The sequence below is a fragment of the Bacillus sp. FSL K6-1106 genome (assembly GCF_038005245.1).
GTDB classification, from domain to species: domain Bacteria; phylum Bacillota; class Bacilli; order Bacillales; family Bacillaceae; genus Bacillus; species Bacillus altitudinis.
The window spans coordinates 1,061,815-1,085,829 of the sequence record NZ_JBBOSV010000001.1 but is presented as its reverse complement, the minus strand read 5'-3'; the positions used below and the strand labels follow the sequence as shown (position 1 = coordinate 1,085,829).

The 24,015-nt window shown below is 41.9% G+C and carries 25 protein-coding genes; 22 read left to right on the top strand and 3 right to left on the bottom strand.

What is annotated here, in order from left to right; all coding sequences use genetic code 11:
* The first annotated feature begins 17 nt into the window (after positions 1-17).
* Genes aroE through MHI20_RS05640 form a run of 6 tightly spaced genes read left to right on the top strand, consistent with a single transcriptional unit; the run spans position 18 to position 3,389 of the window.
* On the top strand, positions 18-860 hold the full coding sequence (aroE, locus tag MHI20_RS05665; RefSeq protein WP_335350359.1) for a shikimate dehydrogenase: 843 nt from the start codon (positions 18-20) through the stop codon (positions 858-860).
* Positions 854-1,144 carry a ribosome assembly RNA-binding protein YhbY gene (gene yhbY / locus MHI20_RS05660; protein ID WP_008342507.1) on the top strand — a complete coding sequence of 97 codons (291 nt, stop codon included), beginning with the start codon at positions 854-856 and terminating at the stop codon, positions 1,142-1,144. Before aroE ends, yhbY begins: the two co-directional genes overlap by 7 nt.
* Positions 1,145-1,157: 13 nt before the next feature.
* Entirely contained in the window at positions 1,158-1,727 is a 570-nt protein-coding gene (locus MHI20_RS05655) for a nicotinate-nucleotide adenylyltransferase (RefSeq protein WP_039167215.1), read from the top strand.
* Positions 1,717-2,280 (top strand): bis(5'-nucleosyl)-tetraphosphatase (symmetrical) YqeK, encoded by a 564-nt coding sequence (gene yqeK, locus MHI20_RS05650; RefSeq protein WP_340937110.1) that lies wholly within the window; start codon positions 1,717-1,719, stop codon positions 2,278-2,280. Before MHI20_RS05655 ends, yqeK begins: the two co-directional genes overlap by 11 nt.
* Positions 2,281-2,292: 12 nt before the next feature.
* On the top strand, positions 2,293-2,649 hold the full coding sequence (gene rsfS / locus MHI20_RS05645) for a ribosome silencing factor (RefSeq protein ID WP_008342502.1): 357 nt from the start codon (positions 2,293-2,295) through the stop codon (positions 2,647-2,649).
* Complete coding sequence (locus MHI20_RS05640; RefSeq protein ID WP_144668045.1) at positions 2,646-3,389, top strand: class I SAM-dependent DNA methyltransferase; 744 nt, start codon at positions 2,646-2,648, stop codon at positions 3,387-3,389. Before rsfS ends, MHI20_RS05640 begins: the two co-directional genes overlap by 4 nt.
* Before the next feature lie 48 nt (positions 3,390-3,437).
* On the opposite strand, the gene comER is transcribed toward MHI20_RS05640, so the two are convergent.
* On the bottom strand, positions 3,438-4,286 hold the full coding sequence (gene comER / locus MHI20_RS05635; protein ID WP_268417192.1) for a late competence protein ComER: 849 nt from the start codon (positions 4,284-4,286) through the stop codon (positions 3,438-3,440).
* Between the two features lie 90 nt (positions 4,287-4,376).
* Between comER and MHI20_RS05630 the strand changes: the two genes are divergently transcribed.
* The 3 genes from MHI20_RS05630 to MHI20_RS05620 all read left to right on the top strand — a co-directional run bounded on the left by MHI20_RS05630 (position 4,377) and on the right by MHI20_RS05620 (position 7,961).
* Positions 4,377-5,006: a helix-hairpin-helix domain-containing protein gene (locus tag MHI20_RS05630; protein WP_340937106.1), complete on the top strand. Its 630-nt coding sequence runs from the start codon at positions 4,377-4,379 to the stop codon at positions 5,004-5,006.
* A gap of 65 nt (positions 5,007-5,071) precedes the next feature.
* Positions 5,072-5,641: a ComE operon protein 2 gene (locus MHI20_RS05625; RefSeq protein WP_277687662.1), complete on the top strand. Its 570-nt coding sequence runs from the start codon at positions 5,072-5,074 to the stop codon at positions 5,639-5,641.
* The gene (locus tag MHI20_RS05620; protein ID WP_340939253.1) at positions 5,634-7,961 is read left to right on the top strand and encodes a DNA internalization-related competence protein ComEC/Rec2; all 2,328 of its coding nucleotides are present in this window, start codon (positions 5,634-5,636) and stop codon (positions 7,959-7,961) included. Before MHI20_RS05625 ends, MHI20_RS05620 begins: the two co-directional genes overlap by 8 nt.
* A gap of 39 nt (positions 7,962-8,000) precedes the next feature.
* On the opposite strand, the gene MHI20_RS05615 is transcribed toward MHI20_RS05620, so the two are convergent.
* Positions 8,001-8,135 carry a YqzM family protein gene (locus MHI20_RS05615; RefSeq protein ID WP_008342491.1) on the bottom strand — a complete coding sequence of 45 codons (135 nt, stop codon included), beginning with the start codon at positions 8,133-8,135 and terminating at the stop codon, positions 8,001-8,003.
* A 238-nt stretch (positions 8,136-8,373) separates the two neighbouring features.
* On the opposite strand from MHI20_RS05615, the gene holA reads away from it, so the two are divergent.
* Positions 8,374-9,393 carry a DNA polymerase III subunit delta gene (gene holA, locus MHI20_RS05610; protein ID WP_017358025.1) on the top strand — a complete coding sequence of 340 codons (1,020 nt, stop codon included), beginning with the start codon at positions 8,374-8,376 and terminating at the stop codon, positions 9,391-9,393.
* 134 nt (positions 9,394-9,527) lie between these two features.
* On the opposite strand, the gene rpsT is transcribed toward holA, so the two are convergent.
* On the bottom strand, positions 9,528-9,794 hold the full coding sequence (rpsT, locus tag MHI20_RS05605) for a 30S ribosomal protein S20 (RefSeq protein WP_008342485.1): 267 nt from the start codon (positions 9,792-9,794) through the stop codon (positions 9,528-9,530).
* Positions 9,795-9,992: 198 nt separating this feature from the next.
* On the opposite strand from rpsT, the gene gpr reads away from it, so the two are divergent.
* The 12 genes from gpr (at position 9,993) to mtaB (ending at position 23,996) form a co-directional block, all read left to right on the top strand.
* Entirely contained in the window at positions 9,993-11,108 is a 1,116-nt protein-coding gene (gene gpr / locus MHI20_RS05600) for a GPR endopeptidase (protein ID WP_008342483.1), read from the top strand.
* A gap of 66 nt (positions 11,109-11,174) precedes the next feature.
* Positions 11,175-12,383, top strand: a complete 1,209-nt coding sequence (locus MHI20_RS05595) for a stage II sporulation protein P (RefSeq protein WP_340937103.1) — start codon at positions 11,175-11,177, stop codon at positions 12,381-12,383.
* Between the two features lie 13 nt (positions 12,384-12,396).
* A complete protein-coding gene (locus MHI20_RS05590) occupies positions 12,397-12,729 on the top strand; it encodes a YqxA family protein (RefSeq protein ID WP_268373590.1) in 333 nt (110 codons plus the stop codon).
* Positions 12,730-12,894: 165 nt separating this feature from the next.
* Positions 12,895-14,733, top strand: a complete 1,839-nt coding sequence (gene lepA, locus MHI20_RS05585) for a translation elongation factor 4 (protein WP_008342476.1) — start codon at positions 12,895-12,897, stop codon at positions 14,731-14,733.
* A 114-nt stretch (positions 14,734-14,847) separates the two neighbouring features.
* The gene (hemW, locus tag MHI20_RS05580) at positions 14,848-15,987 is read left to right on the top strand and encodes a radical SAM family heme chaperone HemW (RefSeq protein ID WP_268360721.1); all 1,140 of its coding nucleotides are present in this window, start codon (positions 14,848-14,850) and stop codon (positions 15,985-15,987) included.
* Positions 15,988-16,068: 81 nt separating this feature from the next.
* Positions 16,069-17,100, top strand: a complete 1,032-nt coding sequence (gene hrcA / locus MHI20_RS05575; RefSeq protein WP_008342473.1) for a heat-inducible transcriptional repressor HrcA — start codon at positions 16,069-16,071, stop codon at positions 17,098-17,100.
* Positions 17,101-17,163: 63 nt separating this feature from the next.
* Positions 17,164-17,721, top strand: a complete 558-nt coding sequence (gene grpE / locus MHI20_RS05570) for a nucleotide exchange factor GrpE (protein ID WP_008342471.1) — start codon at positions 17,164-17,166, stop codon at positions 17,719-17,721.
* A gap of 24 nt (positions 17,722-17,745) precedes the next feature.
* Complete coding sequence (dnaK, locus tag MHI20_RS05565; RefSeq protein ID WP_039167239.1) at positions 17,746-19,587, top strand: molecular chaperone DnaK; 1,842 nt, start codon at positions 17,746-17,748, stop codon at positions 19,585-19,587.
* Between the two features lie 165 nt (positions 19,588-19,752).
* Positions 19,753-20,886, top strand: a complete 1,134-nt coding sequence (dnaJ, locus tag MHI20_RS05560; RefSeq protein WP_017367628.1) for a molecular chaperone DnaJ — start codon at positions 19,753-19,755, stop codon at positions 20,884-20,886.
* A gap of 22 nt (positions 20,887-20,908) precedes the next feature.
* Positions 20,909-21,844, top strand: a complete 936-nt coding sequence (gene prmA / locus MHI20_RS05555) for a 50S ribosomal protein L11 methyltransferase (protein WP_017358022.1) — start codon at positions 20,909-20,911, stop codon at positions 21,842-21,844.
* A gap of 23 nt (positions 21,845-21,867) precedes the next feature.
* The gene (locus tag MHI20_RS05550; RefSeq protein ID WP_035390848.1) at positions 21,868-22,638 is read left to right on the top strand and encodes a 16S rRNA (uracil(1498)-N(3))-methyltransferase; all 771 of its coding nucleotides are present in this window, start codon (positions 21,868-21,870) and stop codon (positions 22,636-22,638) included.
* Entirely contained in the window at positions 22,638-23,996 is a 1,359-nt protein-coding gene (gene mtaB, locus MHI20_RS05545) for a tRNA (N(6)-L-threonylcarbamoyladenosine(37)-C(2))-methylthiotransferase MtaB (RefSeq protein ID WP_017367626.1), read from the top strand. The genes MHI20_RS05550 and mtaB overlap by 1 nt, the downstream gene beginning before the upstream one ends.
* Positions 23,997-24,015: the final 19 nt, after the last annotated feature.

Sequence of the window (24,015 nt, the reverse complement as noted above, 5' to 3'; positions counted from 1 at the left end):
TCAGAGGGGGAGAGACCTTGAAACCTTTATACGGAGTAATCGGTAACCCTGTTGGCCATTCAATGTCTCCAGATATTCATAATGCAGCATTAAAGGATGCTGGAATTGATGGACATTATCATGGCTTTCAAGTAGAAGAAAACGACCTGAAAGATGCCATTAGTGGTATGAAAGCCTTAGGAATCAGCGGCTTTAACGTCACTGTTCCGCACAAGGTAGACATCATGCAGTACCTTGACAAAATTGATGTGACAGCTGAACGCCTGCGTGCCGTCAATACAGTTCGCCTCGAAAATGGTCAGCTCGTTGGGTACAATACAGATGGAGAGGGTTTTCTTCATTCATTGCTTGAAGCCTTGGATCAGCCGTTATCAGAGCTGTCATTTCTCCTGCTTGGTGCTGGTGGAGCAGCAAGAGCGATTTACACGACAATTGCTGAGTATGCACCGAAACAATTTGATATCGCCAACCGCACCATTGAAAAAGCTGAGGCTTTAATTGAAAGTGCCGATGGGAAAATCACATCTCATGCCATTACATTAAATACAGCAGAAGAGCGGCTTGGGGAATATGATGTCATCATCCATACGACCTCGATTGGTATGTATCCGAATGTTGAAGAAACCCCCATTTCTTTAGCGAACGCAAAAAAAACAGCGGTCGTTTGTGATATTGTGTATAATCCAATAGAAACAAAGCTGCTAAGCGAAGCAGCCGGGTTAGGTTTGAAAACAGTCGATGGCGTCGGCATGTTTGTTGGTCAGGCGGTAAGAGCCTTTGAACTGTGGACGGGCATTACACCTGACGCCCGAAAAATGAAGTCAATTGTCATAGAGAAATTAGGAGGAACACCATGTTAAAAGGTAAGCAAAAACGTTTTTTACGTGCGCAAGCACATCATTTATCACCTATTTTTCAAGTTGGAAAAGGCGGGGTAAATGACAATATGGTCAAGCAAATTTCCGAGGCGCTTGAAGCAAGAGAACTTTTGAAAGTCAGCGTATTGCAAAACTGCGACGAGGACAAAACAGAGGTTGCAAAAGCACTTGTAAAAGGTGCAAAAGCTGAACTCGTTCAAACGATCGGAAATGTGATTGTCCTTTATAAGGAATCAAAGGAAAATAAACAAATTAAGCTGCCGTAAAGGTGGATATGATATGAAAAAAATAGGATTGTTCGGTGGTACGTTTGATCCCCCGCATAATGGGCATTTGCTGATGGCAAGTGAGGTGCGTTTCCAAGTAGGGCTTGATGAAATTTGGTTTATCCCAAATCACCAGCCCCCTCATAAAACGGGCCGAAAACGAGCAGAGAGTCATCACCGCGTAAAAATGGTGGAAAAAGCGATTCAGACAAATCCTCATTTTCGAGTTGAGCTTATTGAAATGGAGCGGGAGGGCCCATCTTATACAGTAGATACGGTTGAGCTGTTAAAGAAGCGCCATCCTGAAGATGAGTTCTTTTTTATGATTGGAGCGGACATGGTCGAGTATTTGCCAAAATGGCACAGAATCGATGATTTGCTTCAGATGATCACCTTTATTGGGATGAAAAGACCAGGTTATGAAGGAAGTACGGCGTATCCTCTTTTGTTTGCAGATGTTCCGGCTTTTGATGTATCATCGACATTGATTAGGCAGCGAATGAAGCAGGGGAAACCTGTTGATTATTTGATTCCGAAAGCGGTTGAGTGTTATATAAAGGAGCATCATTTATATGAATCGTGAAGAAGCTTTAAACTGTGTCAAACAGCAGTTAACAGAGCATAGATATACACATACAATTGGGGTAATGGAGACGGCCTTTTCATTAGCTGAACGTTTTGGTGCAGATGTGAAAAAAGCAGAGGTCGCGGCTATTTTCCACGATTATGCTAAATTTAGACCGAAAGAAGAAATGAAGGGCATCATCCAGCAAGAACAGATGAACCCTCTATTGCTTAAATATTCATCTGAGCTTTGGCATGCCCCAGTTGGTGCCTATTTGGTCAAAAAAGAAGTTGGAATTGACGACCAAGATATTTTAACAGCCATTGAATTCCATACATCCGGCAGACCGAACATGACATTGCTTGAAAAAGTGATTTATGTCGCCGACTATATAGAGCCAGGACGCCATTTTCCTGGTGTGGAGGAAGTAAGAGAGTTAGCAGAGCAGGATTTGGACCTTGCCTTGATTCAATCTTTAAAAAACACCGTCAGCTTTTTAATGAAAAAGAATCAGCCAGTTTTCCCAGATACACTTGCTACTTATAACTCACTTGTGCAAAAGAACAACTAAGGAGGAATTTTGATGGATGCATCATCAATTTTAAACATCGCAGCAGGAGCGTGCGATGATAAACGGGCAGAGGACATTATCGCCCTGAATATGCAAGGGATCTCACTTGTTGCAGATTATTTTCTCATTTGTCACGGGAATTCTGACAAACAAGTACAGGCCATTGCAAGAGAAGTGAAACACCTTGCAGAAGAAGGCGGCATCGAAGTTAAAAAGATGGAGGGCTTTGACGAAGCAAGATGGGTCTTGATTGATTTAGGAGATGTCATTGCTCATGTGTTCCACAAAGAGGAAAGAGGATACTATAACTTAGAGAAGCTTTGGGGAGATGCGCCGAGAGAAACGCTTTCGCTTGGCATTAACTCATGATTTATCAAGGGTTTGCAGGTGTGTATGATGAGCTCATGACACATGCCCCTTATGATGAATGGGTTCAGTGGATACAGCGGTATATTAAGCCGAATAGTGCCATTATCGATGTAGGTTGTGGAACTGGAGAGATCTCTCTTCGGTTAGCTGCAAAAGGCCACATGGTCACAGGAATTGACCTAAGTGAAGAGATGCTGGCATTTGCGCAGCAAAAAGCACAGGCTCATAAGCAGTCTATTCAATTTTTACATCAAGATATGAGAGAGCTTGAGGGGTTTGAACAAACCTTTCAAGCAGCGGTTATTTGCTGTGATTCTTTGAATTATCTAAAAAACGAAAATGACGTCAAAAAAACCTTTAAAAACATGTTTCAGCTTTTAGAGACAGGTGGGGTTTTATTATTTGATGTTCATACCCCTTATAAAATGGAAGAGGTATTTCCTGGCTCTACTTATGCCGATCAAGATGAAGAAATCAGCTACATTTGGCAGAGTGATAAAGGGGATGACCCATATTCGGTTATTCATGATTTAAGCTTTTTTGTAAAAGACGGAGACGTGTATGAGCGTTATGATGAAACGCACGAACAACGTACATTTCCTTTTGAGACATATGCAGCGTTCCTTGAGTCCGCTGGCTTTGAACAGATTGAAGTGACCGCTGATTTTACAAATGAAGCACCTCAAGAATGTGCAGAAAGATATTTTATTTCAGCGAAGAAACCAAAAACCATCGTTTAATGGACGATGGTTTTTTTAAAACCCTTTTTTCGCTTGTTGCGAACATGTTTAATTTCTGAGATCATCAGTAAACACACTCGGTGGGTATTGATGCGCAACCGCTTCTACATCCTCATCGAACTTGTCATGAGTGTTCTGGAAAAGCTGATGGAACATATCTTGAACACCTGCTTCAAGTGCTTTAATGCCCTCGCCGGTGACGCCGCCTTTTACACACACCTTCTCTTGCAGTGTAGGCAGGGTATACACCCTTTTTTCAATCAAACGGCCAAGTCCTACAAGCATATCTTCTGATAAGGTGGTGGCTTCTTCTTTTGAAATATCCGTTTCTTCAACAGCGGCTTCAATCATTTTCTGAACAAGAAAGCTAATAAAGGCAGGACCGCAGCTGACAATATCTGAGGCTGCCCGTGTGATTGAATGATGAATTTCTATTGGTGTTGAAATGCGGGAAGCGAGTTGTCTGAGCGCTGCTTTTGTCGCGACATTGCATGATGAACCAAATGTTAAAAGTGATGCGCCTGATAATGCGCGGTTGGTGATGCTTGGGATCAGTCTGGCTGTTTGACAAGGAACAATGTCTTGAAGCTGTTCAGGATGAACCGGACTTGTAATGATGACAATGGTTTGCTGTTCTTTTAAAAGTGGGCTCAGCTCTTTTAAAAGCGGATAAATATCAAGTGGTTTGACACAAACAAAGATGAAATCTTTATCTGTTACAGCTCCTGAAAGCTGTTTCGTCACTTCGACCTCTGGGTGATTCTTTTTTATATTGAACGCTTTTTCGATGGTCCGATTTGTAATGGTGATGGATGAGGGATTGACTGCTTTTGATTCAATAAATGCCTCAGTAAGTATGGTACCCATGTTTCCTGTACCGATTAACCCTATATTCAAACGTTCTCCCTCCTTAGACGCATAGGATCTGTTATCTTCTAAACAGTATGTGAAGTAGCGTGAAAATATGATTGAAAGAAGCGTGAACAAGTGAAGCAGCTCATTTCGTTGAAAAAATACAGTCTTTATCTGATAGCGGGAATCATCATCCTTATCATCATCTGTTTCTGCTTTTTAGTAGGAAAAGAGAAAGGCAGCGCCGAGCCAAGTGTATTGAAAGAACAACATGAAACGCGGGTCACATTAGAAGAAAAACAAGAGAGTGCAGAAAAAGAGCCAACATCCATCGTAGTAGAGGTCAAAGGAGCTGTACGGAAGCCGGGCGTTTATGCATTTATGGCTGAGGACAGAGTTGAAGAAGCGATTAAAAGAGCAGGTGGTTTTACGAGCAAGGCAGATACAGTTGACATCAATCAAGCAGCAAAATTAGAGGACAGTATGATGATTTATGTACGAAAGAAGGGGGAAGGTGACAAGCAGGGACAAACAGCAGCGGCTAATACGCCGCCGGGAAATGAACAGAGTCAAGGGGTGAATGTCAATCAAGCTGATACAGCGGAATTGCAGACCATTAACGGAATAGGCCCAGCCAAAGCGGACGCCATCATTGCGTATAGAGAAGAACATGGAGAATTTCAGCAAATTGAAGATTTGCGGAATATTTCGGGTTTTGGAGAGAAGACCATTGAACGACTAAAAAATCAACTGACGGTTAAGTAGAATTGACGGTATAGAAGAAAGGCATGTACACTTAATACCATACATCATTCTGGAGGGATCAGCTCGTGGAGAGAATTTCATGGAATCAATATTTTATGGCTCAAAGCCATTTGCTTGCTTTGCGAAGCACCTGTGAGCGGCTAGCTGTTGGGGCAACGATCGTAAGAGACAAGCGCATCATTGCAGGTGGATATAATGGATCCATTGCCGGCGACGTACATTGTGCAGATGTAGGATGCTATGTGATAGATCATCACTGCGTTCGTACAATCCATGCGGAGATGAACGCTATTTTACAATGTGCCAAATTTGGTGCACCAACGGCTGATGCTGAAATATATGTGACGCATTTTCCTTGCTTGCAGTGCTGTAAAGCGATTATTCAAGCAGGTATTCGAACAGTGTATTATTCGAAGGATTATAAAAATCATCCATATGCTGTTGATTTATTTGAACAGGCCGGAGTTCAAACAGAACAGGTTGAACTAGATGAGATGATTATTGACTTAAAAAACCAAGAAAAATTAGCCTTTGTTGCGGATTTAATAGGCAAACTAAGTGAATCAGGACTTAGCGAAACAGAAATTCGTCAAATGCATGAAAAGGCGAATCAATTATTTACTTCCTATGTTTAAGTATTTGCCGTTCGGGGCGATTTCAGCAGCTGCTGGAATTGCTCTGGCCGCGTATCATCTTCATTTGTATTTTCTCCTTTTTCTTCTTGTATGTCTTCTTTTCAGTCTGCTGAAAAAAACACCCCAGCTCTTTCTAATGGTCAGTTTGTGTGGAATGATCTATATGCTCATTTTTATGGTGCATCAGTCTTTTGAAACGGATCATCCTGTACAAGAAAAAGCATTTTCTGATTCGATTGTGATTGAAACGATTCCGAAAATAGATGGCAATCGCTTTTCAGCGACTGTTTCATCAGAGAATCGTCGACTAGCGGCATTTTATACGATTCAAACGGAGCGTGAAAAAGAAGCGCTAAAAGATGTTGGGCCAGGTATGAGCTGTCATATGACAGGTGAGATGCGGTTGCCCAAACATGCAACCATACCGAATGGCTTTCAATATGATCAATTTCTAAAAACAAAAGGCATTGATGCTATTTTCCTAACGCAGTCTATGAAAAGCTGCACGAAACATGACAGCCCTTCACATTATCTTTCATCTATTAGGCAGAAGGGGTTGAAATTTCTAGAAGATCACGTTCCGAAGAGTTCTGTTGGGATTGTGCAGGCACTTATTTTTGGCGATCGTGATTTAATAGACCCTGATACATTAAGAGATTATCAAATGCTTGGCATCATTCATTTATTAGCCATTTCAGGACTTCATGTTCAAACATTGCTCGCTTGTCTATTTTGGTGTCTACTCCGCGCTGGCGTGACAAGAGAGACAGCGCGTATTCTTTTATTATCCTTTTTGCCGGTTTATGCTTGTTTAACAGGTGCTGCACCGTCTGTGTTAAGAGCCTGTCTCATGGCTGGAATTTATTTAGTCATCACAAGCCTGCCAAAAGAAATGAAACAGCCTTCTGCGGTCGTGTTAAGTGCAGCGTTCTTGCTTTTATTAGCCATTCAACCACTTTATATATTTGATGTCGGTTTTCAACTGTCATTTGTGGTGACCTTATTTATTTTGCTATCCACTAGTATTTTATCAAAAGCAAAAAGTTCGGTGATGCAGTTATTCCTCATTTCCTTGATTGCACAGCTTGCTTCGCTTCCTGTTCTTTTATATTATTTTCAACAATTTTCCTTGCTGAGTGTTCCTTTAAATATGATGTTTGTTCCTTTTTATACAATGGTTGTCATGCCTCTGTCCTTATTCTTTTTTCTTTTATCTATCATTTATCTTCCGCTTGGACAAACACTGTTTCAGTTGCTTGATTGGGTGATCCAGTTTAGTCATCAATTGTCTGCACATATGGCTACTTACGATGGTCTTACTCTCATTTTTATGAAATCGACATGGTGGCATGTGCTCCTAGAGGTTTCCTCCATTGTTTTTCTATTCATTGTGATGGAATGTAAAACTTCTATCAAATCTTATCTTGTGCCTATTTTGATTCTCGTTTGTGTGCTGGCTGTACACTATTTCACGCCGAATTTTCTTCAAAAAGGAGAGGTCACAATGTTAGATGTAGGACAAGGGGATAGTTTGTTTATTCAGCTACCTTATCGAACTGGGCATATATTAGTCGATACAGGAGGCAGACTTTCTTTTGAAGAAGAGCCATGGAAAAAAAGACGTAAAGTATCTACAATTGGGGATCAAACGCTTATTCCATTTCTGCATTCTAAAGGCATAGCAAAACTTGATGTCCTCATCCTTACCCATGCAGATCAAGATCATATGGGAGAAGCGATGCGGTTAATAAAGCGAAATAAAGTCAAGCGCCTTGCAATCCCAAAAGGCTTTGCTCGAAATCCAGAGGATGCGCAGCTTTTAAAGGAAGCGGCTGATCAAAGGATTCCTGTAGATGAGTTGGAAAGAGGGGATCAGCTGAGAATTGGAGGACAAAAATTTGACGTTCTGCATCCCGCACGTGACCAGGTGACGAGTAAAAATAATGATTCACTGGTCCTCACCTTTACGCTTGGCGGCAAGCGTTTTATGCTGACTGGGGATCTTGAACAAGAAGGGGAACGAGACATCATTCAAGCTTACCCCAAGCTACGAGCGGATGTCTTGAAGGTTGGGCATCACGGGAGTAAAGGATCAACAAGTGAAGAATGGCTTCAGCATTTGAACCCGTCATATGCACTGATTTCAGCAGGTGAACGAAATCGGTATCACCATCCTCATCAAGAAGTTTTGAAAAAATTAAATGAGCATCAAACAAAGGTGTATCGTACAGATATCGATGGAAGTGTGACCTATGAATTTCTTGAAGAGGATGGAACATTTTACGCTCATCCTCCATATGATATCTTACAAAATCAATAAAAAAACTGCCAAAACGGCAGTCATCTTGCATTCATGTAGTTAAGATCCAACGAGGTGTATCACTGTTGCCAAAATAAACATTGAGGCGAAAAATCCGAATGTGACGATAAAACCAACAGCTGAGTCGGTCACATCATTCCGCTTGCTTTGAACATTCTTTTCAAATTCATTCATTTTCATCCCTCCTGGCTATTTTTAGTATACTTGAACTCATTTGGAATTGCTAGAAGGTAAAGTAACCGTTTTCCATTTTCATGATCATTTTGTGAATATCGTCTGACTGTAAGCTGACCCGGGAGCTTACGTGAGACGTTTACTATAAATGAGGAGGCGGCACTTTCAGCTTCCTCTTTACTAATGTCTCTACACGCTTTAGGATAGAGGAGGAAGTGAAAGAGAGGGATTTAAGCGAATGGTCTTTGAAGTATGGAACAATTTAAAAAAAGGGGATATCCATCCCGTTTATTGCTTATATGGAAAAGAAACGTATTTACTTCAAGAGACAGCTGCAAAATTGAGACAAGCTGTCGTCGACGAAGAAACAAAGGATTTTAATTACTCTGTCTTCGATATGGAAGAGGTGCCGCTTGAGCAGGCTGTGACGGACGCAGAAACATTTCCGTTTATGGGAGAGCGGCGTCTCGTTGTGATCAAAAACCCTTATTTCCTCACTGCAGAAAAGAAAAAAGAAAAGATCGAGCATCAGCTTTCTGTGTTAGAAGCTTATTTAGAAAAGCCAGCACCCTACACGATTCTCGTGTTATTAGCACCATATGAAAAACTGGACGAACGTAAGAAAATCACCAAATTGTTAAAAAAGAAAGCGGCTGTGGTTGAGGCGAAAGAGTTAAATCCGAAAGAAACAACGGATTTCACCATCACGCTGGTGAAAACAGAAGGAAAAACAATCTCGGCTGAAGCGGCAGAACAGCTTGTCATGTTATGTGGCGGGAGCCTGTCCTCACTTTTTCAAGAGGTTCGAAAGCTAAGTACATATATTGGGCAGCGAGAGGAAATTGAGCTGGCGGATGTCAATCAGCTCGTTGCACGAAGTTTGGAGCAGAATATTTTCGAACTGATTAACCAAATCGTGAACAGGCGCCGGTCTGAAGCGATGCAAATGTTTTATGACCTCCTAAAGCAAAATGAGGAACCCATTAAAATATTGGCACTCATTTCAAATCAATTTCGGTTGATATTGCAGACAAAGTACTTTGCTCAACAGGGATACGGGCAAAAACAAATTGCGTCAAACCTGAAAGTCCACCCTTTTCGGGTCAAACTCGCGATGGATCAGGCAAGACTGTTTTCAGAAGAAGAGCTAAAGTACATCGTCAAAGAGCTCTCCACGATTGATTATGAAATGAAAACGGGTAAAAAGGACAAGCAGCTATTATTAGAATTGTTCCTGCTTCGGTTATTAGGGGCTTGAACATAAAAAAACGACCTTCTCAAAAGAGGGTCGTTTTTGTTTAGATGTATAATTGCCAGTCTGTCCTTATGGCTGAGCCGTTCAGGACGGACGTACAGTTAAACAGGTGCCTCATCACTGAGGCGTTGCAAACATTATGCAGAAAGTCCGTTTACTTGTTTCGCAAGTCTTGATTTGTAACGCGCAGCTGCGTTTTTGTGTACAAGACCAGTTTTAACGGCTTTGTCAATGCGTTTTGCAGCAGAAGAAAGAGCAGCTTTTGCTTGCTCAGCATCGTTGTTAGCTACAGAAACTTCAACTTGTTTAATCGCAGTACGCATCGCAGACTTGATTGTTGCGTTGTGTGCACGGCGTTCGTTATTCGTTTTTGTACGTTTGATCGCTGATTTAATATTTGGCATGTGTTTCACCTCCTAAGATACAACCTAAACACAATTGTCTTAAGGTTAAATCTTCACAATAGAACAAATTGTATTCTATCAAACACACCTTTAGAATGCAATATAAATGTAAAGTATTTTTCGTTGATGAAGCGCTCGAATGTTTCTTGAAAGAGATGGAAAGACTACTGTTAATTACTTGATGGAAGGAGCCTTTTCATGAAGAAACAGAAACTCGATTTAAGCGCTTATCAAATCCGGACCGATTTGGCCGTTGAAACAAAAGAGATACTAGAACAAGAGAACGATCCGAATGTGGTCAAAAAGGACGGTATTCAAGGAATTGTTGAGAAGGAGAAGGAAGAGCACGGCATCCGCATCCGCACTGTGGAGATTACGACAGAAGGAGAAGAGTTGACCGGAAAAAAGGCAGGGACATACTTGACGCTTGAGGCGCAAGGAATTCGGGAGAAAGACTCTGAGATGCAAGAAAAAGTGGTCGAAGTTTTTGCCCATCATTTTGCTCAGTTTCTAAAAGATCACGGCATTCAGGCAGATGCGAGCTGTCTTGTCGTAGGACTCGGAAACTGGAATGTCACGCCTGATGCTTTAGGGCCGCTCACAGTTGAGAATTTGCTGGTGACACGCCATTTATTTGAATTACAGCCTGAGAATGTGCAGGAAGGCTATCGCCCGGTGTCTTCACTATCGCCTGGAGTCATGGGACTGACTGGTATAGAAACAAGTGACATTATACAAGGTGTCATTGAACGATCTAAACCAGATTTTGTGATCGCCATCGATGCACTAGCTGCACGTGCAGTAGAACGGGTGAATACAACGATTCAAATTTCTGATACAGGTATACATCCAGGATCGGGTGTCGGAAATAAACGAAAAGAATTAAGCAAAGAGACCTTGGGGATTCCAGTCATTGCCATTGGTGTACCGACAGTGGTCGATGCAGTGACGATCGCAAGTGACACGATTGATTACGTGTTAAAGCATTTTGGTAGAGAACTGAAAGATGATAGACCTTCCCGATCTTTAGTACCAGCGGGTCTGACATTTGGGAAGAAAAAAGTGCTGAATGAAGAAGATTTGCCAGATGATGAAACGCGTCAATCCTTTTTAGGAATCGTCGGAACGCTTCCTGAAGAAGAAAAAAGACAGTTGATCCATGAAGTGCTTGCGCCGCTTGGACAAAATCTAATGGTCACACCGAAGGAAGTGGATACATTCATTGATGACATGGCGAACGTACTCGCCAATGGGTTAAATACAGCACTTCATCAAAAAATCTCTCAAGACAACATGGGTTCCTATAATCATTAATCAGTTCTACTTTCTCTAGCTCGCTCATAGTGTAATTACTAGAAAGCGTGCTGGAGGGAGTAAATCATGAAAAAAAGACCTCGCCGTCCTCGACAATTGGTCGTTGCGATTAATGGAACAAAAGTAGTGAAGAGTATTTTTTTGTTTATTGTCTCTCTGGTGGTTGTGTTTGTCATGTCAGGGGCTTTGACGTCTTTAAAACCTGAGCTTAGGCCTCAAGCATCATTATATGGTGTGGCAGATGAGCTGTCAGGTGCATTCTTTGCAACTCTAATGGGGATGGAAAATCAATATTTTGCCTCAGCAGTCCCTGAAGATCAAAAAGGCTTTCATTTCTCCGGGCTGTCACTCAAACTTGCCACAAGTATCAATTTAGAAGACCCCCGCAGTTTTCTAGGAAGAGAGCTGCCAGGCTTTGAACATTTTGATACAAAAATCATCCTAGCAGGTGAAGGTACAGACTATACGAATATGCCAATGGAATCGCCGCCTCCAAGTGAAGTCATCAAAGATGAAAAAGAAGCAAATCTAGCTGAGCTGGACAAGCTTGATGAAGATGAACCGAAAACGCCTGCAAAAGAGCCGGACCAGTCGACAGGAAAACGAAAAGCTGTGTACATTTATCACACACATAATACGGAATCATATTTACCATTTTTAAAAGGAGAAACAAACCCAAACAATGCGCGCCACTCAAAAGTGAACGTCACCCTTGTCGGGGAGATGTTTGGTAAAGCGCTCGATCAGCAAGGAATCGGCAACACAGTGGATAAAACAGAAATTGAAAAAAGACTGCTGAAAAAAGGGTTGAAGTACCCACAATCGTATAATGAATCCAGATTGGTTGTAAAAGAAGCTCTCGCTAAAAATGATGACCTAGATTACTTAATCGATATTCACCGGGATTCAAGAAGAAAGAAAGATACGACAGTAGAAATCAAAGGCAAGAAATATGCGAGAATCGCGTTTGTTGTAGGGAAGAAGAATCAAAGTTATGAGAAAAACTTAAAGCTGGCGACAGAGTTCCATCATTTGATGGAGAAAAAATATAAAGGACTTAGTGTCGGTGTGTTTGCCAAAGGAGAAATTGGTGATAATGGAATCTATAATCAAGATTTATCTGACAAAGCCCTTCTATTAGAATTTGGCGGTGTGGATAATAATATGGAAGAACTGAAAAACGCATCCAATGCAGCAGCTGATGTGTTCAGTGGAATTTTCTGGGACGCAGAAAAGGTAGACGGCAAAGCAAAGGATGAGAAAAAACGGTCTTAAGGTGGTGGAGGACATGGGCTCATTTATCGGAAAAACCATTGTTTTATCGCTCGTATTGCTATTCGGTGTCTTTTTAGGAATGCAGCAAGCCAATAATGGCATGTTGCAAATGAAAGGGTATCATGATCCGCAATTAAAAGGGGCCTTCACTGTCCAAACGAATGATGATCAAGAAAAAGAAGCTTCTATCCTCGGAACAGCTGTCACACAAAAAGACTTAGCAGAAAAGCAAAAGCAGCTAGAAGAAATGGAGAGCTTTAATGCCTTCTCTAAGGCCGGAAAAGCATTATCAGATGGTATGACGCATGCAGCCCGTACACTTTATGATTGGGTGAATGGTAAATAAACTGTTGCAAGCATCATGTTGGATGTTATTTCATAAGATATCACACCTTTTCGTGAAAGCCGCTAACCGATGAGCGGCTTTTCTTGATTTCGATTGAATCTTTACAGCCCTATTGATATAATCTAACCTAGCGCAACCCGCGTTTTATAGTAGGAGTGATAGATTGTGACAGATAAAGAAAAACGATTAGAACGGCAATCAAGAATTCGAAATTTCTCCATTATCGCCCATATTGACCATGGGAAATCCACATTGGCTGACCGTATTTTGGAAAAAACAGCGGCGATTACGCAACGAGAAATGAAAGAACAATTACTTGATTCCATGGACTTAGAGCGTGAACGCGGCATTACGATCAAATTAAACTCTGTCCAGCTGAAATATCAGGCGAAGGATGGAGAAGAATATATAATGCACCTGATTGATACACCAGGGCATGTCGACTTCACCTATGAGGTATCTCGAAGCCTAGCTGCCTGTGAAGGTGCAATTCTTGTGGTGGATGCAGCACAAGGCATTGAAGCACAGACACTTGCGAACGTTTATTTAGCTCTTGATAACAACTTAGAAATCCTGCCGATCATTAACAAAATTGATCTGCCGAGTGCAGAACCTGAACGTGTAAGACAAGAAATTGAAGATGTCATCGGGTTGGATGCATCTGAAGCTGTTCTTACCTCTGCTAAGGCGGGCATCGGGATCGAGGATATTTTAGAACAAATCGTCGAAAAGGTGCCGGCACCAGCTGGAGATCCAGAAGCACCACTTCAAGCCCTCATTTTTGATTCTCTCTACGATGCGTATCGTGGCGTCATTGCTTACATACGAATTGTCGAAGGAACCGTCAAACCGGGTCAAAAAATCAAGATGATGGCGACAGGCAAAGAATTTGAAGTGCTTGAAGTCGGCGTATTTACACCGAAAGCAATGCCAACAGACGAACTCACTGTTGGAGATGTTGGCTATTTAACAGCTGCTATTAAAAATGTTGGCGATACACGTGTAGGGGATACGATCACAAGTGCGGTAAACCCTGCGAAAGAAGCTCTACCTGGATATAGAAAGCTGAACCCAATGGTGTACTGCGGCCTTTATCCAATTGACACAGCGAAATATAACGACTTGCGTGAAGCGTTAGAAAAGCTTGAATTAAACGATTCTTCACTTCAATATGAGGCAGAGACATCCCAAGCACTGGGCTTCGGTTTCCGCTGCGGCTTCCTTGGCATGCTTCATATGGAAATCATCCAAGAACGGATTGAGCGTGAATTTAAAATCGACCTTATTACGACAGCGCCAAGTGTTATTTACGATGTGTATATGACAGACGGAGAAAAAATCGTCGTAGATAACCCGTCCAATTTGCCTGATCCGCAAAAGATTGAGCGAATTGAAGAGCCATACGTGAAGGCAACAATGATGGTGCCAAATGATTATGTTGGTTCTGTGATGGAGCTTTGCCAAGGAAAGCGCGGCAATTTCATTGATATGCAATATCTTGATGCAAACCGCGTGAGCATTGTGTACGAAATTCCTCTGGCAGAGATCGTATACGAATTCTTTGATCAATTAAAGTCCAATACAAAAGGGTATGCATCCTTTGATTACGAGCTGATCGGCTATCGCCCATCCACTCTAGTGAAAATGGATATCATGCTTAATGGCGAAAAAATCGATGCGCTTTCCTTTATTGTTCACCGCGATTATGCATATGAACGCGGAAAGATCATTGTAGAAAAGCTGAAAGAATTGATTCCGCGCCAGCACTTTGAAGTACCAGTTCAGGCAGCGATCGGTCAAAAGATTGTTGCTCGGTCTACCATTAAAGCAATGCGCAAGAACGTACTAGCGAAGTGTTATGGTGGAGATATTTCCCGGAAAAGAAAGCTTCTTGAGAAGCAAAAAGAAGGGAAAAAGCGCATGAAGCAAGTGGGTTCTGTAGAAGTCCCACAAGAAGCATTTATGGCCGTGCTGAAAATGGACGACAGCACACCGAAAAAATAACATCCTCAAGGCAACCTGCTTTACAATGCTCGCCTTGACGTTTATAGTCGAAAACAAACGAAGAGGCCGCAGCGATAAACTGCGGCTCTTTACCTGTAAAGAAGGTGTCAACAAATGAAAGCAGCATACATTCACATTCCATTTTGTGAGCACATTTGTCACTATTGTGATTTTAATAAATTTTTCATTAAAACCCAGCCGGTCGATGAATACTTAGCCGCTCTTGAAAAAGAAATGCAGCACACGATCGATCAAAAAGGGGAGCAAGAACTAAAGACGATCTTTATTGGCGGGGGAACCCCGACATCACTGACAACCAGCCAGTTAGATCAGCTTATGGACAGCATTCACCGCGTATTAAAACCAACCAAAAACTTAATCGAGTTTGCAGTAGAAGCAAACCCAGACGAACTATCGCTTGAGAAATTGAATGTCTTAAAATCAGCAGGCGTTAATCGGCTGAGCTTTGGTGTTCAAACATTTGAAGATGACCTGCTCAAAAAAATCGGACGGGTTCATCAAAAGAAAGATGTTCTCACATCTTTCGAGCGAGCAAGAGCAGTTGGGTTTGACAACATTAGTCTTGATCTTATGTTTGGTTTGCCTCATCAAGAGAAGCATCATGTCATGCATTCACTAGAGACCGCTTTTTCATTAGGTGCAGAACATTATTCGGTTTATTCGCTGATTGTCGAGCCAAAGACGGTCTTTTACAATTTGATGCAAAAAGGGAAACTGCATTTACCACCGCAAGAACGTGAGGCTGAAATGTATGAGCTCGTCATGGATGAAATGGAGCGGCACGGACTCAAACAATATGAGATTAGCAATTACGCCAAACCAGGTTTTGAAAGCCAGCATAACCTCACCTATTGGAGCAACGAAGATTACTTTGGTTTTGGCGCAGGAGCGCACGGGTATGTAGATGGCGTCCGCAATGTGAACGCTGGACCAGTGAAGCATTACTTAGAGCTCATTGAACAAACAGGGTTTCCATATAAGGAAACGCATCAGGTGACAAAAGCAGAACAGATCGAAGAAGAAATGTTCTTAGGTTTGCGGAAAATTGAAGGCGTGAAAAGTGCTCACTTTCAAGCGAAATTTGGAGCATCACCAGAAGAACTCTTTCCCGCCGTTCTTGAAGAATTAGCAGAAAAAGGTCTCATTGAACAGGATGAGATTGGCATTCGTTTAACAAGAAAAGGAAAATTGTTAGGGAATGAAGTATTTCAAGCGTTTCTCGGTGAGTTATAATTGACATTTTAATTTGAGTTTGGTAATTTTGTTTATACAATTAGCACTCGTTGAAAGAGAGTGCTAACAGGGGTGATGATGATGTTAACAAATCGTCAGCTTTTGATTCTACAAGTCATTATTAATGACTTTATTCGTTCGGCGCAGCCAGTTGGATCAAGGACTCTTTCCAAAAAAGAAGACATTACATTCAGCTCTGCGACGATTAGAAACGAAATGGCTGATTTGGAGGAACTCGGTTTTATTGAAAAGACCCATTCTTCATCAGGAAGAATTCCTTCCGAAAAAGGATATCGTTATTATGTAGATCATTTGCTCTCTCCGCGAAAACTGTCATCTAAAGAGCTTGTGCTCATCCAGTCAGTATTTCAGGAGAAAATTTTTGAGCTGGAAAAAACAGTTCAAAAATCGGCGGAAATTTTATCAGATCTCACAAACTACACATCGATTGTCCTTGGTCCAAAGCTAAGTGAAAATCGATTGAAGCAAATTCAGCTTGTCCCTGTCCAGCCTAATAAAGCAGTAGCGATTATGATTACAGACAGCGGGCATGTTGAAAACAAAACCATCACCTTCTCTGAGCATCTTGATGTCTCCGATATTGAGAAGCTGATGAATATTTTAAACAGCCGCTTAGCCGGAGTCCCGATGGATCAGCTGAAGGACAGGATGTATAAAGAAGTAGTGATGCTCCTTCGCACGCATTTAAAAGACTATGATCATATTTTAGATGCGCTTGGTAACACATTCACTTCAACACAAAATGAATCAAAACTTTTCTTTGGCGGGAAGATTAATATGTTGAACCAGCCAGAGTTTCATGACATTGACCGCATTCGTTCACTCATGATGCTGATTGAACAAAAGAACGATGTCATGCAGCTGTTTCATCCAAATCAGCAAGGAATCACCATTAAAATCGGTTCAGAAAACAATTTGGAAGCAATGGAGAACTGCAGTTTAATCACAGCAACTTATGCGATTGATCAAAAATCACTCGGCTCCATCGCTGTCATTGGTCCAACCCGTATGGATTACGGGCGAGTCGTTAGTCTTTTGCATCATGTATCAAAAGACTTGTCAAACGCACTTTCCAATTTGTATGATGAGTAGGGTGATAAAAGGTGGGGGCACAGCCCCTTCGTATAATTGAATCTTTTGAGGGAGGTGAACACAATGTCAGAAGAAAAACAGACACCTGAGCAAGCAGCAGAGGTTGAAGCACAAGAAGAAGCAGTTCAAGCAGAAACTGAGGAAGTAAAGCACGATGAACAGTCTGCCTTCCAAGAGAAGATTGATGAATTGCAGCAGCTTCTAGATGAAAAAGAAAACAAAATTCTGCGTGTTCAAGCAGATTTTGAAAACTATAAACGCCGTGCTCGAACTGAAGTGGAGACCGTGCAAAAATATCGTTCTCAACATGTTGTCAGCGACCTTCTCCCAGCTCTCGACAACTTTGAAAGAGCGCTTGGAATCGATCCAGACAATGAGCAGACGAAAAGTTTGTTAGAAGGTATGCAAATGGTTTACCGCCAGCTGGTAGAAGCGTTGAAAAATGAAGGCGTTGAACCAATTGAAGCTGTCGGCAAAGAGTTCGATCCAAACCTTCATCAAGCCGTCATGCAAGTTGAAGATGAAAACTACGATTCAAACATCGTTGTAGAAGAATTGCAAAAGGGCTATAAACTCAAAGACCGAGTTATTCGTCCATCAATGGTAAAAGTAAATCAATAACTACATAATGGGAGGTCATCGAATATGAGTAAAATCATTGGTATTGACTTAGGAACAACAAACTCATGTGTTGCAGTACTCGAAGGCGGCGAGCCAAAAGTTATTGCAAACGCTGAAGGAGCACGTACAACACCATCTGTTGTCGCTTTTAAAAATGGAGAGCGCCAAGTAGGTGAAGTAGCAAAACGTCAATCAATTACAAACCCAAACACTATCATGTCTGTTAAAAGACATATGGGTACAGATTATAAAGTAGAAGTTGAGGGCAAGAACTACACGCCGCAGGAAATCTCTGCAATCATCCTTCAACACCTTAAATCTTACGCTGAAGCTTATCTTGGCGAAGAAGTAACAAAAGCGGTTATTACAGTTCCTGCTTACTTCAACGATGCAGAGCGCCAAGCAACAAAAGATGCTGGTAAAATTGCTGGTCTTGAAGTAGAACGTATCATCAACGAACCAACAGCAGCTGCACTTGCTTATGGTTTAGATAAAACAGATGAAGATCAAACGATTCTTGTATATGACCTTGGTGGCGGTACATTTGACGTATCAGTCCTTGAGCTTGGAGACGGCGTCTTTGAAGTACGCTCAACTGCTGGGGACAACCGTCTAGGTGGAGACGATTTTGACCAAGTCATCATCGATCATCTAGTGGCTGAGTTCAAAAAAGAAAACGGCATTGATCTTTCTAAAGATAAAATGGCGCTTCAGCGTTTAAAAGATGCTGCTGAAAAAGCGAAAAAAGATCTTTCTGGTGTATCTTCTACACAAATCTCACTGCCATTTATCACAGCTGGAGATGCAGGTCCTCTTCACCTAGAATTAACGCTAACGCGTGCTAAATTCGAAGAGCTTTCTGCAGACCTTGTAGAGCGTACAATGACACCTGTACGTCAATCACTGAAAGATGCTGGTCTATCTGCTAGCGAGATTGATAAAGTTATCCTTGTTGGTGGATCAACTCGTATTCCTGCAGTACAAGAAGCAATCAAAAAAGAAACAGGTAAAGAGCCTCATAAAGGCGTAAACCCTGATGAAGTGGTTGCACTTGGTGCGGCAATTCAAGGTGGAGTTATCACAGGAGATGTCAAAGATGTTGTTCTTCTTGACGTCACACCACTTTCTTTAGGAATTGAAACAATGGGCGGCGTATTCACAAAGCTGATTGAACGTAATACAACCATTCCAACAAGTAAATCTCAAGTATTCTCAACGGCTGCTGACAACCAAACTGCTGTAGACATTCACGTCTTACAAGGTGAGCGTCCAATGGCAGCAGACAACAAAACATTAGGTCGTTTCCAATTGACTGACATTCCACCAGCACCACGCGGCGTACCACAAATCGAAGTATCTTTTGATATCGATAAAAACGGTATCGTCAACGTACGTGCGAAAGATATGGGTACTGGAAAAGAACAAAACATCACAATCAAATCTTCTTCAGGTCTTTCTGATGATGAGATCGAAAAAATGGTCAAAGAAGCAGAAGAAAATGCTGAAGCAGATGCGAAGAAAAAAGAAGAAATCGAAGTGCGCAATGAAGCAGATCAATTAGTGTTTACAACAGAAAAAACATTAAAAGATCTTGAAGGCAAAATCGATGAAGAGCAAGTGAAAAAAGCGAATGAAGCAAAAGATGCGCTAAAAGCTGCGATCGAAAAAGGCGAGCTTGAAGACATCAAAGCGAAAAAAGATGAGCTGCAAACAATCGTTCAAGAACTAACGACAAAGCTCTATGAAGAAGCTGCAAAACAAGCACAAGCTCAGCAAGAAGGCGGCGCTGAAGGTGCTCAAAAAGCAGATGACAATGTAGTGGATGCAGAATACGAAGAAGTAAACGACGATCAAGAGAAAAAATAATCACCTTTACTTTTGAAAAAGACTGCTGAAACGTACTCGTCAGAAAGTCAAAGTCAGGATCTCTTGACTTTGACTTTTTTCTTTTCAACGATGAAAAGGAATTGAAAAAGATCAATTTAAAATGATACAATCGTATTTATGTGAGAAAATCGGGAGTGTGAAGAGATGAGTAAGCGTGATTACTATGAAGTGCTTGGCGTGAGTAAGAGCGCCTCAAAGGACGAAATCAAAAAGGCATACCGCAAGCTTTCAAAAAAGTATCACCCTGATATTAATAAAGAAGCTGGCTCAGATGAGAAATTTAAAGAAGTAAAAGAAGCCTATGAAACCCTTTCTGACGATCAAAAACGTTCACATTATGACCAGTTCGGTCACACCGATCCAAACCAAGGATTTGGTGGCGGCGGATTTGGCGGTGGAGGAGACTTTGGCGGCTTCGGCGGATTTGATGACATCTTCTCTAGTATTTTTGGCGGCGGAGCCAGAAGAAGAGATCCAAATGCACCGCGTCAAGGAGCGGACCTTCAATATACAATGACCCTTTCATTTGAAGAAGCGGCATTTGGGAAAGAAGCAACGATCGAGATTCCCCGCGAAGAATCATGTGAAACGTGTCATGGATCAGGTGCAAAACCTGGAACACAGGCGAAGACATGCTCACATTGCGGCGGGTCAGGTCAACTAAATGTCGAGCAATCCACGCCATTTGGTAAAGTAGTCAACCGCAGAGTATGTAACTACTGTAGCGGAACTGGTAAACAAATTGAACATAAGTGTTCAACATGTGGTGGATCTGGTAAAGTGCGTAAGCGTAAGAAAATCAATGTGACGATCCCAGCAGGTGTGGACGATGGTCAGCAGCTTAGAGTATCTGGTCAAGGTGAACCAGGTGTAAATGGAGGACCTCCAGGCGATCTATTTGTTGTTTTCCATGTGAGGGCACATGAATTCTTCGAACGAGATGGAGATGACATCTACTGCGAAATGCCGCTTACCTTTGCGCAGGCTGCACTAGGTGATGAAATTGAAGTGCCGACATTACATGGGAAAGTCAAATTAAAAGTTCCTGCGGGCACACAAACGGGCACGAAGTTTAGACTCAAAGGAAAAGGTGTAAAAAATGTACGCGGTTATGGTCAAGGCGATCAGCATATCGTTGTACGCGTCGTAACACCGACGAATTTAACTGAAAATCAAAAAGATATCATTAGAAAATTTGCTGAAGTGAGCGGAAATAAACCGGACGAACAAGAAATGAGCTTTTTCGATAAGGTGAAACGCGCATTTAAAGGCGAGTAAGACGGATAAGGAGTTGGTAGTATTGAAGTGGTCAGAAATTAGCGTCCATACAACAAATGAAGCGGTGGAACCGATCACCAATATTTTGCATGAAGCAGGTGCAAGCGGTGTCGTGATTGAGGACCCGCTTGATTTAGTCAAGGAACGTGAAAATGTATACGGTGAGATCTACCAGCTCGATCCGAATGATTATCCTGAGGAAGGGGTCATCGTCAAAGCCTACCTTCCGATGAATAGCTTTTTGATGGAAACGGTAGATGAGATCAAAGAAGCCATCAATAATCTTCTTCTATACGATATTGACCTTGGACGAAATACACTGTCAATTTGTGAAGTAAACGAAGAAGAATGGGCGACTGCATGGAAGAAATACTATCATCCTGTGAAAATCTCTGAGAAATTTACCATCGTCCCAACATGGGAAGAGTACACACCCGTTCATTCTGATGAATTGATCATCGAAATGGACCCTGGAATGGCATTTGGAACCGGTACACATCCAACAACGGTTCTTTGCATTCAGGCGCTTGAGCGCTATGTGAAGGAAAACGACACGGTGATTGACGTTGGAACAGGATCTGGCATTTTAAGTGTTGCTGCTGCAATGCTCGGTGCAAAAGACATTCATGCATTTGATCTCGACACCGTTGCAGTGGAAAGTGCAAAGCAGAACATCGAATTAAATGGTGTGAGCGAGCAAGTAACGGTAAAACAAAATAATTTACTTGATGGGATTTCAGGTGAACGCGATGTGATTGTGGCCAACATCCTCGCAGAGGTCATCATGCGCTTTACAGATCAAGCGTATGATCTATTGAAGAAAGACGGTTACTTTATTACATCAGGCATTATCGGACAAAAGAAATTACAAGTCAAAACTGCTTTAGAAGAAGCCGGTTTTGAGATTGTTGAAGTGCTGTCAATGGAAGATTGGGTCAGCATAATAGCGAAAAAATAAAGCGAGTAGGTGTCAGGACACGTATGCAACGATATTTTATCGACCTCACAAAAGAAGAAGTGACGGAAAAGGGAAACATCGTCATAAAGGGTGAAGATGTTCATCACCTTGCAAACGTCATGCGGATGAAAGCAGGGGAGGACATCCTTTGCTTAACGACAGACGGCTTTGAAGCGCTCAGTAAAATTGATACAATAACAAAGGAAGAAGTGATTTGTCACTTGGAAGGCTGGACGAATCAGAATCGAGAACTTCCGATCAAGGTGACGATTGCAAGCGGTCTGCCAAAAGGGGATAAGCTTGAATGGATTATCCAAAAAGGCACCGAGCTTGGCGCAAGTGCTTTTATTCCGTTTCAAGCGACTCGTTCGATTACAAAACTTGACCAAAAAAAGTCATTAAAAAAACGAGATCGCTGGGAAAAAATTGCGAAAGAAGCTGCCGAGCAGTCTTACCGGAATATCATTCCGCGCGTTCATCCAGTATCAACATTTAAAGAGCTGATTCAACTGGCCGGTGAATTCGATAAATGTGTCGTTGCATACGAAGAATCATCGAAAGAAGGCGAGCAAAGCCGGTTTCAAACGGTGCTCCAACAGATGAAGGGCGGACAAACCTTATTAGTGGTTTTTGGTCCAGAAGGCGGTTTAGCAGAAAAGGAGATTGAAGAACTTGAAGCGCATGGTGCAGTCATTTGCGGGCTTGGACCACGCATTTTAAGAACAGAAACAGCTCCTCTTTATGCGCTTTCTGCTATATCTTATCAAACAGAGTTATTAAGAGGTGAATCATGATGGGAACAGTAGCGTTCCATACACTTGGCTGTAAGGTCAATCACTACGAAACAGAAGCCATCTGGCAGCTGTTTAAAGAAGCTGGCTATGAAAGAAAAGACTATGAATCAAAAGCAGACGTATATGTCATTAATACATGTACCGTCACCAATACAGGCGATAAAAAAAGCCGCCAAGTCATTAGAAGAGCCATTCGTCATAATCCGGATGGTGTCATTTGTGTAACAGGCTGTTACGCACAAACGTCTCCGGCAGAAATCATGGCGATTCCTGGTGTTGATATTGTGGTTGGCACACAAGACAGGCATAAACTGCTTGGTTATATTGAAGAATACAGAAGAGAAAGACAGCCGATCAACGGAGTTGGCAATATCATGAAAGCACGGGTCTTTGAAGAACTAGATGTTCCTGCGTTTACTGACAGAACACGTGCTTCATTAAAAATCCAAGAAGGCTGTAACAATTTCTGTACATTCTGCATTATCCCTTGGGCTCGCGGATTACTGCGTTCTCGCGATCCAGAAGAAGTCATCAATCAAGCGCAGCAGCTTGTCGATGCTGGCTACAAAGAAATTGTATTAACAGGTATTCATACAGGTGGATACGGTGAAGATTTAAAGGATTATAACTTTGCTAAGCTTCTGAAAGAATTAGATGAACGTGTGGCGGGATTAAAACGAATCCGCATTTCATCCATTGAAGCAAGTCAAATTACAGACGAAGTGATTGAAGTGCTCGATCAGTCAGATAAAATTGTGAGACACTTGCACATTCCGCTTCAATCTGGCTCTAATACTGTACTGAAAAGAATGCGCCGTAAATACACAATGGAATTCTTTGCAGAGCGTTTAACGAAGCTCAAAAAAGCATTGCCAGGTCTTGCTGTCACTTCAGATGTGATCGTTGGATTCCCAGGAGAAACAGAAGAAGAATTTATGGAGACATACAATTTTGTCAAAGACCATCAATTCTCTGAGCTCCATGTGTTCCCTTACAGCAAACGGACAGGTACGCCTGCTGCAAGAATGGAAGATCAAGTAGATGAGAATGTGAAAAACGAACGCGTTCACCGCCTCATTGCTCTTTCTGATCAGCTTGCGAAAGAATATGCATCGGCATATGAAGGCGACGTCTTAGAGATTATTCCAGAAGAATCCTTCAAAGAACAAGACGGAACGCACAATCTGTATGTAGGATATACTGATAACTACATGAAGGTCGTATTTGAAGGAACAGAGGACATGATCGGCCGTTTGGTAAAAGTGAAGATTACAAAAGCAGGTTATCCTTATAACGAAGGACAGTTCGTCCGTATAAGTGATGACGTGCAGACGGATCAAGTGAGAATGACCTCATAATGAATGAAAAACCGGCAGC

What these genes read in the sequence shown, in the direction of transcription:
- MHI20_RS05640 (WP_144668045.1), top strand. Translation starts at nt 2,646, where the DNA reads ATGATTTATCAAGGGTTTGCAGGTGTGTATGATGAGCTCATGACACAT.
- MHI20_RS05550 (WP_035390848.1), top strand. Translation starts at nt 21,868, where the DNA reads ATGCAACGATATTTTATCGACCTCACAAAAGAAGAAGTGACGGAAAAG.
- MHI20_RS05620 (WP_340939253.1), top strand. Translation starts at nt 5,634, where the DNA reads ATGTTTAAGTATTTGCCGTTCGGGGCGATTTCAGCAGCTGCTGGAATT.
- dnaK (WP_039167239.1), top strand. Translation starts at nt 17,746, where the DNA reads ATGAGTAAAATCATTGGTATTGACTTAGGAACAACAAACTCATGTGTT.
- hrcA (WP_008342473.1), top strand. Translation starts at nt 16,069, where the DNA reads ATGTTAACAAATCGTCAGCTTTTGATTCTACAAGTCATTATTAATGAC.
- MHI20_RS05655 (WP_039167215.1), top strand. Translation starts at nt 1,158, where the DNA reads ATGAAAAAAATAGGATTGTTCGGTGGTACGTTTGATCCCCCGCATAAT.
- holA (WP_017358025.1), top strand. Translation starts at nt 8,374, where the DNA reads ATGGTCTTTGAAGTATGGAACAATTTAAAAAAAGGGGATATCCATCCC.
- MHI20_RS05590 (WP_268373590.1), top strand. Translation starts at nt 12,397, where the DNA reads ATGGGCTCATTTATCGGAAAAACCATTGTTTTATCGCTCGTATTGCTA.
- dnaJ (WP_017367628.1), top strand. Translation starts at nt 19,753, where the DNA reads ATGAGTAAGCGTGATTACTATGAAGTGCTTGGCGTGAGTAAGAGCGCC.
- MHI20_RS05595 (WP_340937103.1), top strand. Translation starts at nt 11,175, where the DNA reads ATGAAAAAAAGACCTCGCCGTCCTCGACAATTGGTCGTTGCGATTAAT.
- MHI20_RS05615 (WP_008342491.1), bottom strand. Translation starts at nt 8,135, where the DNA reads ATGAATGAATTTGAAAAGAATGTTCAAAGCAAGCGGAATGATGTGACC.
- rpsT (WP_008342485.1), bottom strand. Translation starts at nt 9,794, where the DNA reads ATGCCAAATATTAAATCAGCGATCAAACGTACAAAAACGAATAACGAA.
- mtaB (WP_017367626.1), top strand. Translation starts at nt 22,638, where the DNA reads ATGGGAACAGTAGCGTTCCATACACTTGGCTGTAAGGTCAATCACTAC.
- grpE (WP_008342471.1), top strand. Translation starts at nt 17,164, where the DNA reads ATGTCAGAAGAAAAACAGACACCTGAGCAAGCAGCAGAGGTTGAAGCA.
- yqeK (WP_340937110.1), top strand. Translation starts at nt 1,717, where the DNA reads ATGAATCGTGAAGAAGCTTTAAACTGTGTCAAACAGCAGTTAACAGAG.
- yhbY (WP_008342507.1), top strand. Translation starts at nt 854, where the DNA reads ATGTTAAAAGGTAAGCAAAAACGTTTTTTACGTGCGCAAGCACATCAT.
- rsfS (WP_008342502.1), top strand. Translation starts at nt 2,293, where the DNA reads ATGGATGCATCATCAATTTTAAACATCGCAGCAGGAGCGTGCGATGAT.
- hemW (WP_268360721.1), top strand. Translation starts at nt 14,848, where the DNA reads ATGAAAGCAGCATACATTCACATTCCATTTTGTGAGCACATTTGTCAC.
- gpr (WP_008342483.1), top strand. Translation starts at nt 9,993, where the DNA reads ATGAAGAAACAGAAACTCGATTTAAGCGCTTATCAAATCCGGACCGAT.